Genomic DNA, 17,522 nt, shown 5'->3' with positions numbered 1-17,522 from the left:
GGTCCGCCGCGCCGATCCCCAGCTCTGCCGCCGCCTCGTCGGGCGCGCAGCGACCCGGCGCCGCGCGCACGGACCCCTCCGCCGTCGGACCTGCGCGCGCGGGCGGGACCGGAGCTCGCGCGCCGCTCCCTGCGATCCCCGCGACCATGACCGCGACTTCATCTTCGCGTGACTGCGCCGCCGCGCACGCGGCCGCCGATGCCCCCGCCGCCGCGACCTCGGTCTCGCGCCCCGCGGCCTCGTCCTCCGCGCCCGCGGCTCCGCTCGCAGGCCCCGAGGCCCGGCGTTCGGCCGCGCCCGCGGCTGCGTCCTCCCGCTCCGCCATGCTCGCGTCCTCCGGCGCCGCCGCCTCGTCGACACGATCGAACACTCCCTCGCTGCGGCGCGCGACCCGCCTCGGCGTCCTCGGCCTCGGCCTCGCGCTGTTCGCCTGCCGGCCGCAGCAGACCACCGCCCCGGGCGACAGCGGCCCGGTCGCGTGGATCGACGCCGACCCGCTGCAGCCGGCCGAGATCCCGCCGGCGAACGCCTCCTCGCGGGCCGCGGCGGCGCGCCTCGATCGCCTGCTCGACCTCCTCGACGCCGCCCGCTTCACCGGCGACGAGGGCGCGCGCGAGGCCCTGTGGACCGCCCTCGGCGGCGCCGCCAGAGGTCGCGGCCCCGAGGCCACCCGCGAGGCCGAGACGCGGCTGCTCACCGAGGCGCTGGCCCTCGATCTCAAGCCCGACCTCGACGACGACGCGCGCGGGTTCTTGGCCGGCGCGATCACCTTGCTGTCCGCCGACCTCGGGCTCGTCGCCGGCAGCGAGGACCTCTCGGTGCGGGTCGCGGCCTACCGCAACATCGCCGAGGACGGCCACCCGCGCGCCGCCGACAACGCCCGCTGGCGCCTCTACGACCACGTGCGCGGCTGTTTGGCCGGCGCCGCCGCGGCCGCGCCCGAGCGCCGGCTCGAGGTCGCCGTCCACGGCCTCTATGTCCGCGAGGACAGCCTCGCCGCCTGGCTCGACGATCGGGCCGTCCACGCCCAGGCCCCGTGGCCGCCGCCGGCCGAGCTGTGGGGCCTGCTCACCGCCGAGCGCGACGCCCTCGCCGCCCTCCCGCGCTGGCGCGGCGTGCTGGCCCGCCGCGACCGCGGCGATGCTGTCCTTCAGGACACCTTCCTCGCCGCCCTCCCGGCCGCCCGCGACCCCGCGTGGGACCTCCAGCGCGTGCCCGCGGGGACCGGCCGCAAGGACAGCCTGGCCCCGGTCGTCGGCATCGCCGGGGAGGACGTCACGGTCGACCTCGGCCGCCCCGGCGCGCGCCGCAGCACCCGCGGCGCGCCCGAGCTCGTGCGCGCCGTCGAGGCCGCCCTGGCCCGCGACGGCCGCGGCGCGGTGCTCCTGGTCGCCCCGCCGCTGTTGCCCTCGCCGGCGCTGAACTCGATCCTCCGCACCCTGCTCGACGCCCGCGTCGCCCGCATCGAGTCGGCCGTGCGCGAGCCGAGGCTGCCCGAAGGGACAGGCGACATCATCGCCGCCCTCCCGCTCGAGGTCGTGCGGCCCAGCGACCAGGGTCCGGCCGCGCAGGTCCTGTCGCGCGCGCGGGTGCGCGTCCACCTCGGCGGCCGCGGCCCGCGGGTGGCCGTCGACGGCGGCTGGCTCGACCTTTTGCCCGGCCCCTCCGACCTCGACGCCCAGCTCGCCCGCCTCGACCGCGCCTACCCGCGCGAGCGCATGGTCACCCTCACCCTCGGCGACGACGTGCTCTACCAGCAGCTGCAGGACCTGCTGCGCGCGCTGGTCGGCGGCCCGCAGCGGCGCTTCGACGTCGTCGCCTGGACCCCGGCCGCCGCCCCGCCGCCCGCCGACCTGCCCGAGAAGTCGCTGGCCGAGGCGCGCCGCAGGCTCGACGTCCGCGCCGGCCTGTTCACCCGCACCGCCAGCGCCGGCCTGGTCCTCCCGGCCCCGCCGCCCGGCGCCCCGGCGGAGCCGCTCCTGCCCGAGGGCGACCACAAGCGCGCCGAGGCGCTCGCTCTCGGCTTCGTCCGCTGCCTGCCCGAGCTCGAGACCCCCCTGCGCCCGGGCGAGTTCGTCGACGTCGAGCTCCGCTTCGAGGAGGGCCGCCTCGCCGGCGTCGAGCCCAGGCCGCCGAAGACCCGCGTCCCCCCGCCGCGCCTGGCCGCCCTCAAGACCTGCGTCGAGGACGAGGCCCGCGGCTTCCGCCTGCGCGAGCAGCAGGCCGGCGTCCGCTTCACCGTCCGCGTCCGCCCGAGCTGAACGGCATGCCCACGCCCCGCCACCGCGCCTGCCCCGAAGAACATGGCGAGAAAGCCATGTCCTTCTCGACCTGCGCGTTCGCACCTGGCCCTGACGGCATGCCCCTGCCGACCTGGCCCTCCGAGCATGTCCCCTCCGCCATGCTCGCCCGACCCGCGCCCACGCGCGCCTGCGAGGCCCCATGAGCCGCCCCGGCCGCTCGCTCGTCCCCGCCTGCGCCGCGCTCGCGGCCCTGGCCGCCCTCGCCAGCGCCTGCGAGCCCGCCTTCGACTGCCAGGCCCCCGTCGCCGCCGGGGCCCTCGAGCTCTCGGGCGACGGCGCCGGCGCCACCATGAACTCGTTCTGCAGCGCCTACACCCTCGGCGTCGAGGTCGACGCCTTGATCGTCCACGACACGCGGATCCAGCACCTGCAGCTGCCCTGTCTGTGCGGGGTGACGCAGTCGGTCGAGATCACCGACAACCCCGATCTCGTCGATCTGAGCGGCCTCGGGCGCGTGCGGGCGATCGGCGGCGGCCTGGTCGTCGCCCGCAACCCCGGGCTCGAGACCCTGACCGGCTTGCCGGCCGACGCCGCGCTCGGCGTCGCCGTCGACGAGTCCAGCATCGTCATCGAGGACAACGACGCCCTGGTGGACCTCGCCGGCCTGCCCGACGGCGGCACCGAGCTGCGCGGCGACCTCGAGATCGTCGGCAACGAGCGCCTCGCCAGCCTGACCGCGCTGCCGCCCCGGCTCACGCGGGTCCGCGGCCTGCGGGTCGCCGGCAACCCCGCGCTCGACTCGCTCGCGGGCCTGCCCGCGGGCCTGACCGCCATCGGCGACGGCGGCCTCGTCCTCGCCGAGAACCACGGCCTGCGCGACCTCACCGGCCTCCCGCCGGGCCTCGCCCGCGTCGACGGCCCGCTGGAGATCCGCGCCAACGAGGCCCTCGAGCAGCTCACCGGCGTCCCCGCCGCGCTCGTCGCCGTCGGCGGCAACCTCGAGATCAGCAGCAACCCCGCCCTGCGCGACCTGTCCGGCCTGCCCGAGGGCCTGCAGGTCGCCGGCCTGCTCGAGATCCGCGACGACGATCGCCTCGTCGATCTGTCCGGCCTGCCCCCCGGGCTCCAGCTCGGGGTCGACAGCGAGAGCGGCGACAGCCTGCGCGTGCTGGGCAACGCCGGTCTGCTCGACCTCACCGGCCTGCCCGCCGACATCACCGCCCTGGCCGGCAGCGTGCGGATCGTCGGCAACCCCGACCTGGTCGATCTTTCCGGGCTCTTCGGACACCTGCACAAGCTCGGCGGCAGCCTCGAGATCGGCGAAAACCACGCCCTCCTCGACCTCGCCGGGCTCCCCGACGACTTGCAGCTCGGCGTCGATCGCCAGGGCCTGAGCTTCGTCGTCGCCGCCAACCAGGGCCTCGAGCGCCTGACCGGCTACCCCGCCGGCCTCGCGGCCCTCCCCGGCGGCCTCAGCGTCGTGCAGAACAATCGCCTGCACGACCTCACCGGCCTCGAGGCGCTGCGCCACGTCGTCGGCGACCTCGTCGTCGGCCACCGGCGCGTCCGCGACCTCGACCTCGCCTGCACCGGCGCCGACACGCCGGGCGGCAACGGCAACCTCGAGGCCCTCACCGGCCTCTCCGCGCTCGAGCGGGTCGACGGCACCCTCGCGATCGCCTGCAACCCCGTCCTCGCCGCCCTCGACGCCTTCGCCGCCCTGCACAGCGTCGAGGGCAGCCTCGTCCTGCAGGAGAACCCGGCGCTGGCCGACCTCACCGGTCTCGGCGGCCCGGACGGCGCCTTGACGCGGGTCGGAGGCATCTTCGAGGTCCACTGCAGCCCCCAGCTCGACCTCGAGGCCGTCGTCGCCGTGCTCGATCACGTCGAGGAGCCCGTCCCCGCGCTCCTCGACCTCGCGTGCCCGTGACAGCCGCGCCGCCTGCCGATACGCTGCGACGATGAGCGGGCGTGTCTACGAGACGCTTTACGAATTCAGCCGCACCTTGAGCGACGATCACATCGACGAAGACCTGTCGCAGATCGAGCTACCGAACAACCGCACGATCCAGTGCCAGGTCGTCCACGTCCGCGGCAAGCTCGACGGCCGGCCCGTGGTCGTCTCGTATCACTCGCACTACTTCGTCGCCACCCGCGGCTACTATTACATCCCCAACCTCCTCGAGGTGTTCGTCGCCGGCAACCACCTCAAATTCGAGGGCGAGTGCCGCGCCCGCGGCTTCCTCGACAAGGCGGCCCGGTGGTTCGGCGGCGGCGGCCGGCGCGGCCCCGACCCGATCTTCGACGCCCGCCGGATCGACGCCCCACGCGACGCCGACCTCACCGACTTCGCCCGCCCCGACTTCACCGCCCGCCTCGCCGCCCTCAGCGGTCACCCCCTCTGCGTCAAGGTCCAGGTCCAGGCCGGCACCGGCATCAACGCCCTGTTCCACGGCATCCCCTTCCGCGGCTCCCTCCCGCAGCTCCAGGCCGTCGTCCGCGACGTCGCCGCCCTCGCAGCCACATGACCCGAGAGACATCCGCTCCTCCGCGCCTCGGTTGAGCCCGCGCGAGCGCCCGCCGAATCGCAGCGCCCGAGTCGCCCGGCCCGGCCCGCTCCGCACCGCCTTCACCTGCACGAGGCTCCAGCCCGCCGAATCGCCGCGCCCAGGTCGCTCGCCGCGCCCGCTCCACATCGCTTCCCCTGCACGAGCCCGGGCGCCGAGCACGTCGAGTCGCTCCGCCCAGCTCGCCTGCGACGTCCGCCTCGCTTCACCTTCACCTGGACGGGGGGGTGCGAGTGATGTGTCTCCGGGGACATGTCCACCACGGTCGGCGAGGGACTGCCCCCTCGGCCATCCCTCGGACGCTCAGCCGCGCAGCCCCGCCCACGCCTCGGCCCACGCGCGCACCTCGATCGTCACCGCCCACGACGCCTGGCCCGGCCCCCACGCCGTCAGCAGCACCCGTCGCCTGTACCGCGACACGCACACGCGCGGCCCCTCGCGCGCCCCGCTCATCCACGTCAGCGGCGACTCCGACTCCGCCCACGGCTGCTCGCCCAGCACCACCAGGCGCACCAGCTGGCACCACGGCAGCGGAACCACCAATTGCGCCCCCGCCGGCAGCTGCGGCGACTCGATCACGAGCGCAGGGTCCTCGCTCCCGCCGCCGCAGTCGATCGTCACCGCCCGCAGCCGCAGCGCCTCGTTCCACGTCGTTCGCTCGCGGTGCCACGCGTTCCGGCCGCCGGGGTCGTACCCCGGGCGCGCGATCGGCCGCCCCACGCGCTGCCGTAGCCGGGCCAGCCGGCCCGCGATCGACCGCGGCGGCGTCGGGTCGACCGCCTGCTCGTGCACCACCGTCTCGTGCAGCGCGAACCAGTGGGGCCCCGCGCAGTCGCGATAGCCGAGCCCGATCTCGAGCCCGCACGCGCACACCAGGTTGGGCAGGTCGGCGCCGCAGCAGGCCAGGCCGCAGCAGCCCGCCGTGCGTCGCGGGTCGGGATGCACTCGCAGCCACCAGCGCGTCAGCGGCGCGAACAGCCACGGGTAGCTCGCGGGATGGCCCCCCAGGTACGAATCACGCAGCCGCGGGTGATCCCGGCGCACGAACCACTGCGACGGCAGCAGCCACGTCTGGCTCTCGAACGGGTTCAGCGCCTCCGCCAGCTCGAGCTCGCGCGACCACGGCGTCAGCGCCTCCCCGCAGCGAGGACAGCGGAACCGCGAGCGCATCGGCACCACCCGGCCATCCTACCGCAAGCCGGCCCTCGCATCCCCCCCGCACGCGGTCGCCCCGCCGAGCAGCCCCGCCCCTCCGACGACCGGCACGGCCCCCGCGGACCTCACGACGCCCGTCGCACGCACCCGAAGGCTCGCCGAGAAAGCAGGCCACGCCGTCACTTGCCGCCAGGAAGCGTCTGTTCGGCGGCCAGCCCTGGCCGTCGAACAGGCGCCCCGGGACCTGCCCCAGAAGACACCCTTCCATCGAAGCCGACGACGGCGAGGCGGCCGCTCACGGCTGCAGCCGTGCCAGGGGTCCGGTTAACTCCCGGCCGGCCCTTCCCCGGACCCCCCGCGAGGCGCAGTCGGCGATTCGCGCAGCACCCGTCCCCGCTCGCCACGGGCCCGGGCCGTCTCCAAAAGACATGCTCCGTTCGACATGTCCACATCTACATGCCCGACAGGACATGCCCTCCACGCCAGCCTCAGAACGGCTGCAAGAACGTCAAGTTCACCCCGACCCGAGGCAGCTGGAACTCCCCCGGATCGACCCCCTGATAGTCCGCCAGATAGTCCGGCAGCACCTCGTCGAGGCAAGTCGTGCGGCGGCGGACCAGCGGCACCGCCACATCGAAGCGGACGAACTGCGGCGTCACTCCCAGGAGCTGCAGGAAAGCCGTCACGCCGTAGCCGACCTGCCCGTACCAGCTCTCCTTCCCGAACCACCCGCGCAGCGTGTCGCACGGCGACACCGACGCCACCCCCGTGAACAGCGTCCCGCCGATCCCGCGCAGCCAGAACAGGTGGACCAGGTTCACATTGAAGTTCGACCAGAACATGTGGCGGTACTCGAGCTGGGCCAGCGCCACCCCGCGGCCGAACAGCTCGTTGCCGCCGTACGCCCCGAGCCCGTCGACGCCGCCGGCGCGGACCAGGCTGCGGAACTCCGGGCGGCCGACCAGCGGCACCATCATCGTCAGCTCGAGCCGGCTCGCCAGCGTGTGCTGGTGGGCCAGCGGCCAGATGTGCACCCACGACGCCGACGCCGTCAGGCTGTAGCGGTGGTCCGGCGCCGGCACCCCCGTGCGCAGCGTCTCCTGCGCGTACAGCCCGAACGCCAGGCGGTGGCCGCGGTCGGGCCACAGGCTGAACTTGCGCGTGTCGTCGATGATCGACAGCGACTGGGCGAAGCGCACCCCGCCGACCCCGTCGAGCCCGCGGGCCGTCAGCGAGTGGACCTCGCCGAACAGGCGCACCCGCCCGCGGCGGCGCCGGCGGTTCACCTTCTCGCCGAACCACAGCGTCGCCCCCCCGCCGATCGCCGCCGCCGACTCGCGGTCGCGGTGCAGCTGCAGGTGCCCGATCGATCCGAGGTCGCGGCGCCGGCTCATCTCGAACAGCACCCGCCCCGACAGCGCCTGCAGCCGGGCCGCCGGCGTCTTCCCGGCCAGGAACTCCGACGCCGACACCTCGAAGCCGAACCCTGTGTACACGAAGCGGAAGCTCGGCGGCGAGCGGTTGTTGTACAGCGGGTCGACGTTGCGCCGTTTACCCTGCGGCTCCTCGAGCAGGCGCGCGCGTGGGTCCACCATCACCGACCGCAGCTTGTTCTGCGTCTCGAGCGTGAACACGTGGTCGACCGTGCCTGTCCCCGGGGACACCTCGATATTGGTCCCCGACGCGGTCGACCCGTTCCACACCAGGTAGTGACGCTGTCCGCCGCGCTCGGTCGCCAGCACCTGCACCGGCTCGACCGCCGCGTGCTCGCCCTCCCGCCGGATCGTGATCGAGTGGCGCCAGCGGCCGTCGTCGAGCTGCACGCTGTCGACCTGCTGCACCGAGTAGTCGACCCCCGGATACGCCGCCAGCCACTGATCGAAGAACCACCCGAGCGAGCGCCCGTAGACCGCCTCGGCCGCCGCGATCGGGTCGGCGGCGCGGTCGCGGGCCACCTTCTCGTAGAACGCCTCGCGCTGGCTCGGCGTCATCAGGTCGACCATCTTCTCGTGGATCCGGCGCCCGGTCGGCAGCGGGTGCGAGAAGTACAGCGGGTGCAGGCGCAGCGGCATCACGTCTTCGCTGCCGCGGAAGTAGCTCTGCGCGAACGCGGCCTGGCCGGTGTAGAGGAAGTTGTCGACCATCGGCACGAACGTGATCCGCCGCAGGATGTCGCTGGCGAACTCGTCGCCCTGGGCGCGGCGGGCCCGCCACACGTCGAGCAGCGCGGTCGCCGTCGCGTCGTACAGCCACAGGTCGGTCGACGGGTCGTGGCGGCCGACGTAGGCCCCGTACATGATCGCGTCGAGCGTCGCCCGGGCCGTCGCCGCCTGATGGAAGCCCAGGAACCGCCGACCCGGCGACACCTGCAGGAACTGGTCGCTGACCAGCACCGCCGACGGGTGCGCCTGGGCGATCTCGGCCCGCAGCGGCCCCTGCACGACGGTCAGGCGGCTGTCGGGCGGCAGCTCCAGCCCCGCCAGCGTGGCCACGTCGACCGCCTCGCGGGCGATCCGCAGCACGTGGCCGGGCACGTCGCGGTACAGCTGCAGCTTGCGCTCGTCGGGCACCTGGTCGCCCGGGCGCCAGAACATGTGCAGCACCTCGATCTGCACCCCGCGCCAGGTCTCGCGGGCCCGCTTCCAGCGCGGGCCCCAGAACACCTCCGGGTAGGCCACCTCGGGCGCCCCGACCGCGCCGCTGGCGACCACCAGCTCGTCGCGCCCCAGCAGCTTCGCCTCTCTGTCCGTCGGGACATGTCCCGGAGACCATGTCGGTACCGCGGCGAACCGCGCGTCGACCGTCCAGCGCGCCGGCGTCACCACCCGCGCGTCCGGGTCGAGGCGCGCCCCGCCGCGGGCCTTCGCGCTCGGCAGCGGGGCCACCGCGCCGCTCAGGCTGCAGCGCCGGCGCGAGCAGCCGAACGGCCAGTAGCGGCGCGGCACCTCGACCGTGTAGTCGAGCGTCAGCGTATCTGTCCCTTCGGCCAGGGTCACCTCGACGTCGCGGCGCGAGTTCACCTGCCGCACCGCCGCCGCGCCGGTGTGCTCGCCGACCACCAGCCGGCCGCGGCGGAACGGCCCGTCGAGGTAGGTCGCCTTGGCCACCTCGTCGAGCTCGAAGGGCTCGCGCTCGAGCGCCTCGGCGAAGTTCAGCAGCACCAGCGTCTCGCCGGCGCGGGCCGGGCGGCTCAGCCGGTAGGTCGCGTGGCCGACGGCCGCGCCGCCCGCTCGCGGCACGCGTCGTCCGTCGGGCAGCCGCTCTCCGCCGCGCACCACCTCGAGGCGGACCTCGACCGCCGTCACCCCGAGGTCGTCGCTCGACGGGGCGGCCGTCGGCACCGGGTCCGTCGGCGGTCCGGTCGGCGGCTCGGGCGGCGCGTGAGCTTGCGTCGGCGACAGGTCCGACGGATGTGACGCGTCGCCGGGTGGCTCGTCGGCGGCCGGCAGCGACGGCAGGGTCGGCGCCCCGCGGACCGCCCACGGGTGGGCCTGGGCGGCCGGGGTCGCCGTTGCGACCGCGAGTCCGAGCAACCACGGCGCGAGCGGGCCCCCGGACAACCGCGCTCTTCTGGGGCCAGCCACCGCCGGCTTGAGAGTGCCCGACCTCTCCCCACCGCACCAGGGCCCGCGGCACTCCCGGCGTCCGGCGCGGGTTTGCCCCCCGTTTCCCGCCACGAGCTTGCCCACCGGGCGGGCCGGGCTCTACAGTCGTGTCGGCGGGTCCCGCCGGAGCTTACGCCATGACTTCGCTTTCTCGATGGTTCCGCGTCGCGCGCGCGGAGGGTATGAACGGTTCGTCGGAGGGGCTCGCGTCGCCGGATTGGCCGGCACAGCGCCGACCGCTGCCGGTCAGTGAATGGCTCCGCGGCTTCGCCCTCGGCCTGCTCGTCGCCGTCGGCTGCGGCCGCAGCGACTACCTCGGCCCCTGTGCCAGCGACGCCGACTGCGGCGACGGCTTCATCTGTGCCCCGGACGGCCTGTGCATCGAGGTCGGCGGCGAGTGCGTCGTCGACGACGACTGCCCCGAGGGCGAAAAGTGCCTCAACTACGAGTGCGTCGGCCCGCAGGTGTGCGACGACAACCTCGAGTGCCCCCCGGGCACGATCTGCGTGATCCCCGAGGGCGAGGACATGGGCGTGTGCCAGGGCCCGCCGCCGACCTGCCCGCCCTGCCCGGTCGGCACCGAGTGCGACGGCAACGGCCAGTGCGTCCCGGTCGACCCACCGGCCTGCCAGAACGACTTCGAGTGCCCCGAGGGCCAGGTCTGCATCGACGGCGAGTGCACCACCGGCGGCGAGTGCGAGTTCGACTTCGAGTGCCCGTTCGAGCAGCAGTGCCTCGACGGCCAGTGCGTCCCGGTCGGCTGCGACTTCTGCCAGTGCGAGAACGACTTCGACTGCCCGTTCGGCCAGCTGTGCATCGATGGCTTCTGCCAGGCCGAGTGCTTCAGCAACGACCAGTGCCCGTTCGGCGAGGTCTGCATCGACGGCACCTGCGTCCAGGGCGAATGCACCATCGACGCCGATTGCCCGCCCAACCAGGTGTGCGAGAACGGCTTCTGCCAGGCCGAGTTCTGCTTCGACAGCACCGACTGCGACCCCGGTGAGCAGTGCATCGACTTCCAGTGCGTCCCCGGCGGCATGTGCCAGACCGACGCCGACTGCCCGCCCGGCAACCAGTGCGACAACGGCACCTGCGTCCCGATCGCCGGCTGCCAGACCGACCTCGACTGCCCGCCCGGACAGCAGTGCCAGGGCGGCGCGTGCGTCCCCGGCCAGCTGTGCATGAGCGACGCCGACTGCCCACCCGGCGAGCTGTGCGTGAACGGCGTCTGCTTCTTCCCGCCCGAGTGCGTCGAGGACACCGACTGCCCGCCCGGTCAGCTGTGCGTCGACGGCGACTGCCAGGATCCGCCGCCGCCGATCTGCATGACCGACGTCGACTGTCCTCCGGGCCAGTTCTGCAACCAGCAGACCAAGATGTGCGAGCTGATCCCGCCGCCGCAGTGCATCGACAACGACGACTGCCCGGTCGGCCAGATCTGCAACGCCCAGCAGCAGTGCGTCCCCATCGTCCCGCAGTGCATCGACAACGACGACTGCCCGGTCGGCCAGATCTGCGACGCCAACCAGCAGTGCGTCGACGCTCCGCCCCCGCAGTGCATCGACAACGACGACTGCCCGGTCGGCCAGATCTGCGACGCCAACCAGCAGTGCGTCCCCATCGTCCCGCAGTGCATCGACAACGACGACTGCCCGGTCGGCCAGATCTGCGACGCCAACCAGCAGTGCGTCGACGCTCCGCCCCCGCAGTGCATCGACAACGACGACTGCCCGGTCGGCCAGATCTGCGACGCCAACCAGCAGTGCGTCCCCATCGTCCCGCAGTGCATCGACAACGACGACTGCCCGGTCGGCCAGATCTGCGACGCCAACCAGCAGTGCGTCGACGCTCCGCCCCCGCAGTGCATCGACAACGACGACTGCCCGGTCGGCCAGATCTGCGACGCCAACCAGCAGTGCGTCCCCATCGTCCCGCAGTGCATCGACAACGACGACTGCCCGGTCGGCAAGATCTGCGACGCCAACCAGCAGTGCGTCGACGCTCCGCCCCCGCAGTGCATCGACAACGACGACTGCCCGGTCGGCCAGATCTGCGACGCCAACCAGCAGTGCGTCCCCATCGTCCCGCAGTGCATCGACAACGACGACTGCCCGGTCGGCAAGATCTGCGACGCCAATCAGCAGTGCGTCGACGCTCCGCCCCCGCAGTGCATCGACAACGACGACTGCCCGGTCGGCCAGATCTGCGACGCCAACCAGCAGTGCGTCGACGCTCCGCCCCCGCAGTGCATCGACAACGACGACTGCCCGGTCGGCCAGATCTGCGACGCCAACCAGCAGTGCGTCGACGCTCCGCCCCCCGTGTGCGTCGGCAACGAGGACTGCGTGATCGACGAGGTCTGCATCGCCGGCACCTGCACCTTCATCGGTGACTGCCAGACCGACGCCCATTGCGCGATCGGCCAGACCTGCCAGGCGGGCGTATGCACCGGCGCGCCGCAGTGCACGACCAACGCCGAGTGCGCCGCCAACGAGTTCTGCCTGTTCGGCGAGTGCTTCGCGCCGAAGATGTGCGTCAAGAACAAGGACTGCGACGTCGGCCAGATCTGCGTGTTCGGCCTGTGCTCCGCCGGGGTCGAGTGCGCCGAACATGCCGACTGCGCCGCCGGTCAGGCCTGCTTCGAGGGTCACTGCAACACCCTGTGATCGGCGACTTGCGCCGACCTGCGCGAGCCCGCAGCGCCCTCGCTGCGGGCTCGTGACGTCAGTGGCGCCGCGGGCCCTCGACCGGCGTCCACTCGGCGGGCAGGGGATTCGCGCATCGGCGGCGCGCTCGCGAACCGTGGAACATCGCGCGGTCGCAGCGCGTAGCGAGCACGCCATGCGCATCGCGCTCGTGCTCCTCGTCCTCGCCGCCTGTGCGCCGGAGCGCGCCGAGCCTGCCGCGCCCTCGCCTGCGCCGGCACAAGCGCGAGCCCCGGACCTACCGCGCCTCGCCTATTCGAACCGCGCCACGCCGGCGGTCGAGACGCCCGTGCCACCGGCGGCGCCGGCGTTCTCGCTCGATCCGTCGCCCGACGAGCTGCTCGTCCTGCGCGCGCCGACCGAGCCGCACTGGCGCGGCCTGCGACGCTCCCTCACCGCGCCCGAGTACGTCGCGTGCGAGCTGGCCACCCCGGACGACCTCGCCCACCTCGACCTCGTGCGCGGCGAGATTCGCCTGTCCCCGCGGACAGCTCCGCATCCCGTCGCGCACACCTGCGAGCTCGTCCGCGTCGACCGCCGGTTCGCCCGCTCCGAGCACCCGATCCGCCCGCTCGCTGCCGATCACCTCGGCGAGCTGATCCTGGGTCTGAGCGCGGCCGAGCAGGCCTCGTGGCTGACGCACCCCGACCTCGAGCGGGCCCCGCAGCGCGGTTTCGTCGGCCAGGAGAGCGGCCACGTCGTGTTCGCCAGCGCCTGGCTCGAAGACCTCGGCGACCCATTCGCCGTCCCGGGTCGTCCCTTGCTGGCGCGCGCCGACCTCGAGCGCGACCTCGAGGCGCGGCGTGCCTCGGGCGCTCGCGTCGCGCGCCTCGGCGGCGCCCGTCACTTCGCGCCGCAGGTCGCCGACGCCCGGGAGCGGCTGGCGTTCGCCCGGGTCCCGGTCCTCTCGGTCACCGCCGCCTCGCAGCCCTATCAGGACGAGGGTCTGATGGCCGTGGTGCTCCAGGTAGCCGGCCAGCCGCGCTACCTCCTGTACCAGCGCGCGCCGATGCGGTCCTCGTGGGAAGCCGCGCTGCGCCGCGGTCGCGTGATCGAGCGGATCGTCGAGGACGGCGCGCGCCCCCGCGAGTGACCGCCTCGTTCCGCGCCCGCGTCGGTTCGAGCCGCCGCCGCCGTCGTTCGTGCCGGACCGCGGCTCGCCGGCCGCCGCGTCGGGTCCAATCGCGGTCCATGCCTCGCACCCTCGTCGTCGCCCTCGTCGCCCTCGCCGCCTGTCCCGCCCCGCCCGCCGCCGGAGGGACGGCGACCACCCACGGCTCTCCCGCCGCGAACACGACCAGCACCGCCTCGACCTCCGAGGTCATCAGCACGTCCGGCCTCGTGCGCCCTGTCCTCCGCGCTCTCGGCCTGTGGCTCGCGTTCGTGGCGGTGTTCGCCGCCAAGACCTGGCTGTCGCTGCGCCTCATCGACCGGTCCGCGCCGCTCGGCGACATCCTCGTCGGCGAGCTGCTCTCCCGACGTCGTCTTCCTCGACGTGCAGATGCCGGAGATGAGCGGCTTCGAGGTCGTCGCCGCCGTCGGCCCCACCGCCCACGATCGCTACGCCGTGCGGGCCTTCGAGGTCCACGCGCTCGACTACCTGCTCAAGCCGTTCGACGACCGGCGCCTGGCCCGCGCCGTCGCCCGCCTCGACGCCGCCGGCGACGGCCTCGACGCCCGCCTCGCCGCCCTGCTGGCCGAGCGCGCGCCGGCTCGCCCCGAGCGGCTGGTGATCCACGACGGCGGCCGGGCCCTGTTCGTCCCGCTCGCCGAGATCGACTGGATCGAGGCCGCCGGCCAGTACGTGGTCGTCCACGTCCTGCGCGAGTCGATCTCGACCCTCGAGGCCGAGCTCGACCCGCGCAGCTTCGCCCGGATCCGCCGCTCCTCCATCGTCCGCATCGAGCGGATCCACGAGGTCCGCAGCCTGCTCGGCGGCGACTACGAGGTCGTCCTGCGCGACGGCGCCAGCCTCACCACCAGCCGCGGCCACCGCCACCGCGTGCAGGCGCTGCTCGGCCGCCGCGTCGGATGAACGGAGGGCCGCGCGGCGCCCTGGGCATGTCCTCTCGGGACATGTCCGAGATGCAAGGTCCCAGCGAGCATGTCCTGTGCGACATGCCCGCTACGACATGCCCTCAAGGAGGGCTCAGCGCGCCGCGGCCGCCCCGGACTGCCCCTGCGGGAAGCTGCCGTACGAGAACAGCGCCGCCGGGGCGACCTCGATCACGTCGGCGAACTTCTTCAGCCCCTCGAGGTCGACGCGCTCGCGGTTGCCGACCAGGCCGACGATCGGCGGCACCGCGGAGAAGCTCGCGGCGAAGCCCTGGAGCTGCTCCTGCGTCATCGCCGCGATCGTCTGCCACACCCACGGGCGTGGGTCGGACTTCTCGCCGAGCTCGTCCCACGCGTGGACCATCCACGCGCTCGCGCGCGGGTCGACGCGGCTGCTGCGGTACTCCTGCTCGATGGCGGCCCGCGTCGAGCCCAGGCGCACGCCGTCGAGCGGGCGGCCGAGCAGCTCGAAGAACACCTTGAGCGCCTCCGAGGTCTTGTCCGACTGCGTGCCGAGCCCGCCGCGCAGCGCCCACGCGTCGGTCGGCCGCGAGCCGGCGAACAGCACGCCCCACGCGTAGTAGACCAGCCCCCTGGCCTCGCGCATCTCCTGGAACAGCAGCGTGTTCATGCCGCCGCCGAGGTACTCGCTGAGCATCCGCGCCGCCGGCCGCTGCTCGCGGGCCAGCGCGCGCGACGGCAGCGCCACGGCGATGGTGGACTTGGCGACGTCGCGGTGGGTGAAGTAGAGCGTCGGCTTCGGCACCTTGCGGTAGGTCACCGGCGGGCGCAGCGGCAGCTTGCGGTGGTTCTTGCCGAGCGCGACCGCCTGGGCCGCCTCGGGCGCCGCGCGCGGGCCGAAGTAGAGCGTCTTGTGCTGGTGGTCGAGGAAGTCGCGGGCGAGCTTCGCCAGCGCCTCCGGCTTGGCGGCCAGGATCTGCGCGTTGGTCGGCGCCTGCAGGTAGTCGCTGTCCTTGCCGTGGATCGCGTAGTCGGCCAGCGCGCCCGCCAGCTCGTCGGGGTCCTCCATCGCGTCGCGGCGGGTGCTGATCACGTTGTCGGCGATCCCGCGCAGCACGACCGGATCGATCTTCACCTCGCGCAGCCAGCGGTCGACCAGCGCCAGGCTCTGCTCCATGTTGGCGTCGACGCCCTCGATCGTGATCGCGCTCGCGTGGGCCTCGCACGAGAAGTGGACGCTGGTGCCGAGCGCGAACAACTTCTTCTTCAGCGCCTCCGCCGACAGCTCGCCGGCGCCCGACTGCTCGACCACGTCGAGCGCGTGGCACAGCATGCGCTCGCGCTTGTGCCCGCGCTCGAACCGGTAGGTCAGCGAGAACAGGTCGTTGCGGTCGTTCTTGACCGCCACCAGCGGCCCGCCCGGCAGCGCGGCGCGGGCGTAATGCGTGCCCTCGACCAGCCACTCCGGCTCGAGCTGCTTCGCCGGCCGCTTCAGCGCCGCCTCGGCGAACTTGCTGTGCCGCTCGGGGTGCAGCTCGACCGGCGTCAACGTCGGCTTGTCGATCTTGGCCACCTCCGGCTTGCCGGCGCGGCGGTGGACCGCGCTGTAGTTCTTGCCGAGGTACTGGTTGGCGACGCGGACGACGTCGTCGCGGGTGACCGCGCGGATCTTGCGGTCGCGGGCGACCATGTGCTTCCACGAGCGGCGCTGGATGAACGCCTCGGTCATCTTGCGCGCGCGGAAGTCGTTGCTCTCGCGGGCCCGCTTGTCCGAGATGTCCTGGTTGAGCACGATCGCCGCGACGTCCTCGGCCGTGAACTCGCCGCGCTTCAGCTTCTCGACCACCCCGAGCAGCAGCGCCTCGACCTCCTCGTGGGTCTGGCCGTCGCGCAGCTGCGCGCGCACCGTGAACCACCCGGCCGCCTGCAGGAACGTGCCGCCCGCCGAGGCCGACGGCACCTTCTGGCTCAGCTCGAGCTCGACGTTGAGCAGGCCGCTGGTGCTGTTGTCCATCAGCCAGTCCATCACGGTCAGCGCCGGCTCGTCGGCGTGATCGGCCGCGGTCGTCTGCCAGGCCAGCACGACCTCCTGCTCGCCCTCGGCGACCACGTCCGTCTGCACGCGCGCCTCGATCGGCTTCAGCGAGCCCGGGTCGAGCGGCTCCAGCACCTTCGTCTCGAGCTTGCCGAGCGTCTGCTCGAGCTTCGGCAGCGCCGTCGCCGCGTCGATGTCGCCGGCCAGCACCACCGCCATGTTGTTCGGCACGTACCAGCGGTCGAAGTAATCGACCATGTCCTGATAGGCCGGGACCTTCAGGTGCTCGATCTCCCCGATCGTCGTCTGCGTGCCGTACGGGTGGCGCGGGAACAGGTTGCGCGTGGTCGCGTAGTAGGTCCGCACCCACGGGTTGTCGAGCGACAGGTTCTTCTCCTCGTAGACCGCCTCCATCTCGGTGAAGAACAGGCGGAACACCGGGTCGCTGAACCGCTCCGCCTCGACGTCGGCCCACACGTCGAAGCGGTTGCTCGGCACATCGGCGATGTAGACGGTCTGGTCGAACGAGGTGAAGGCGTTGACGTCGGCGATCCCGAGCTCGGCGTAGACGCGGTCGAACTCGTTGGGGATCGCCGTGGCCGCGACCTTCTGATTCTCGGCGTCGAGCTCGGCGAAGATCTGCTTGCGCTCGGCGGGGTCGGTGGTCGCCCGCAGATCGCGGTACAGCTGCTCGATGCGGGCCAGGTGCGGCGCCTCGGCGGCGTGGTCGAGGGTGCCGAGCTCGTCGGTGCCCTTGAACAGCATGTGCTCGAGGTAGTGCGCGAGCCCGGTCGAGTTCGCGGGGTCGGAGCGGCTGCCGGCGCGCACGGCGATCCAGGCGTCGAAGCGCGGCTTCTGCCGATCCGTGCTGATGTACACGGTCAGCCCGTTGGCCAGCCGATGCACCGAGACCGCCAGCGGATCGTCGGGCAGCGCGTCGTGGGTCGGCGGCAGATCGGAGGCGGCGAGGATGACCTCGCGGACCGCCTCGGGGCTGGCCTTCGTCACCTCGGCGGGCGGGGTCGTGGTGGTGGCGGTCGAGGCGGTCTTGCAGGCGACGGCGCTGAGGACGAAGGCGCCGAACAGGCGCGAGGCGATCGTGGACATCGAGGCGATCCGGGGCGGAAGATCCGCATCTTACGCCGCCGCGATCGCGGCGATGCCCGCTTCGCGCCGCACGAACATGGTTCGATGCC

9 protein-coding genes are annotated in these 17,522 nt (G+C 73.4%); 6 read left to right on the top strand and 3 right to left on the bottom strand.

Annotated elements, in window-relative coordinates; all coding sequences use genetic code 11:
* Nucleotides 1-323 precede the first annotated feature (323 nt).
* From NAEX_RS42125 to NAEX_RS42115, 3 genes are all read left to right on the top strand, one after another.
* Complete coding sequence (locus tag NAEX_RS42125) at nucleotides 324-2,261, top strand: hypothetical protein (RefSeq protein ID WP_096333111.1); 1,938 nt, start codon at nucleotides 324-326, stop codon at nucleotides 2,259-2,261.
* A gap of 181 nt (nucleotides 2,262-2,442) precedes the next feature.
* Nucleotides 2,443-4,173: an NEL-type E3 ubiquitin ligase domain-containing protein gene (locus NAEX_RS42120; RefSeq protein ID WP_096333110.1), complete on the top strand. Its 1,731-nt coding sequence runs from the start codon at nucleotides 2,443-2,445 to the stop codon at nucleotides 4,171-4,173.
* Between the two features lie 31 nt (nucleotides 4,174-4,204).
* Nucleotides 4,205-4,771, top strand: coding sequence for a hypothetical protein (locus NAEX_RS42115; RefSeq protein ID WP_096333109.1), 567 nt, complete (start codon nucleotides 4,205-4,207; stop codon nucleotides 4,769-4,771).
* 342 nt (nucleotides 4,772-5,113) lie between these two features.
* Here NAEX_RS42115 and NAEX_RS42110 read toward each other — a convergent pair whose 3' ends face one another.
* Both NAEX_RS42110 and NAEX_RS42105 read right to left on the bottom strand, forming a co-directional pair.
* Nucleotides 5,114-5,986, bottom strand: coding sequence for a hypothetical protein (locus NAEX_RS42110; RefSeq protein ID WP_143140089.1), 873 nt, complete (start codon nucleotides 5,984-5,986; stop codon nucleotides 5,114-5,116).
* 467 nt (nucleotides 5,987-6,453) lie between these two features.
* Entirely contained in the window at nucleotides 6,454-9,525 is a 3,072-nt protein-coding gene (locus tag NAEX_RS42105) for a BamA/TamA family outer membrane protein (RefSeq protein WP_143140088.1), read from the bottom strand.
* Nucleotides 9,526-9,707: 182 nt separating this feature from the next.
* On the opposite strand from NAEX_RS42105, the gene NAEX_RS42100 reads away from it, so the two are divergent.
* The 3 genes from NAEX_RS42100 to NAEX_RS42090 all read left to right on the top strand — a co-directional run bounded on the left by NAEX_RS42100 (nucleotide 9,708) and on the right by NAEX_RS42090 (nucleotide 14,310).
* A complete protein-coding gene (locus tag NAEX_RS42100) occupies nucleotides 9,708-12,236 on the top strand; it encodes a hypothetical protein (RefSeq protein ID WP_143825735.1) in 2,529 nt (842 codons plus the stop codon).
* 175 nt (nucleotides 12,237-12,411) lie between these two features.
* Entirely contained in the window at nucleotides 12,412-13,368 is a 957-nt protein-coding gene (locus NAEX_RS42095; RefSeq protein ID WP_096333105.1) for a hypothetical protein, read from the top strand.
* Nucleotides 13,369-13,623: 255 nt separating this feature from the next.
* Complete coding sequence (locus NAEX_RS42090) at nucleotides 13,624-14,310, top strand: LytR/AlgR family response regulator transcription factor (RefSeq protein ID WP_100793030.1); 687 nt, start codon at nucleotides 13,624-13,626, stop codon at nucleotides 14,308-14,310.
* A gap of 114 nt (nucleotides 14,311-14,424) precedes the next feature.
* On the opposite strand, the gene NAEX_RS42085 is transcribed toward NAEX_RS42090, so the two are convergent.
* The gene (locus NAEX_RS42085; RefSeq protein WP_096333103.1) at nucleotides 14,425-17,433 is read right to left on the bottom strand and encodes a M16 family metallopeptidase; all 3,009 of its coding nucleotides are present in this window, start codon (nucleotides 17,431-17,433) and stop codon (nucleotides 14,425-14,427) included.
* Between the last annotated feature and the right edge of the window lie 89 nt (nucleotides 17,434-17,522).

Origin of the sequence: Nannocystis exedens, assembly GCF_002343915.1 — a bacterium.
Taxonomy (GTDB): Bacteria; Myxococcota_A; Polyangia; order Nannocystales; family Nannocystaceae; genus Nannocystis; species Nannocystis exedens.
Note: the sequence above shows the minus strand (reverse complement) of the source record. Positions and strands in the feature narration are given on the sequence as shown.

What these genes read in the sequence shown, in the direction of transcription:
- NAEX_RS42095 (WP_096333105.1), top strand. Translation starts at nt 12,412, where the DNA reads ATGCGCATCGCGCTCGTGCTCCTCGTCCTCGCCGCCTGTGCGCCGGAG.
- NAEX_RS42125 (WP_096333111.1), top strand. Translation starts at nt 324, where the DNA reads ATGCTCGCGTCCTCCGGCGCCGCCGCCTCGTCGACACGATCGAACACT.
- NAEX_RS42085 (WP_096333103.1), bottom strand. Translation starts at nt 17,433, where the DNA reads ATGTCCACGATCGCCTCGCGCCTGTTCGGCGCCTTCGTCCTCAGCGCC.
- NAEX_RS42100 (WP_143825735.1), top strand. Translation starts at nt 9,708, where the DNA reads ATGACTTCGCTTTCTCGATGGTTCCGCGTCGCGCGCGCGGAGGGTATG.
- NAEX_RS42120 (WP_096333110.1), top strand. Translation starts at nt 2,443, where the DNA reads ATGAGCCGCCCCGGCCGCTCGCTCGTCCCCGCCTGCGCCGCGCTCGCG.
- NAEX_RS42115 (WP_096333109.1), top strand. Translation starts at nt 4,205, where the DNA reads ATGAGCGGGCGTGTCTACGAGACGCTTTACGAATTCAGCCGCACCTTG.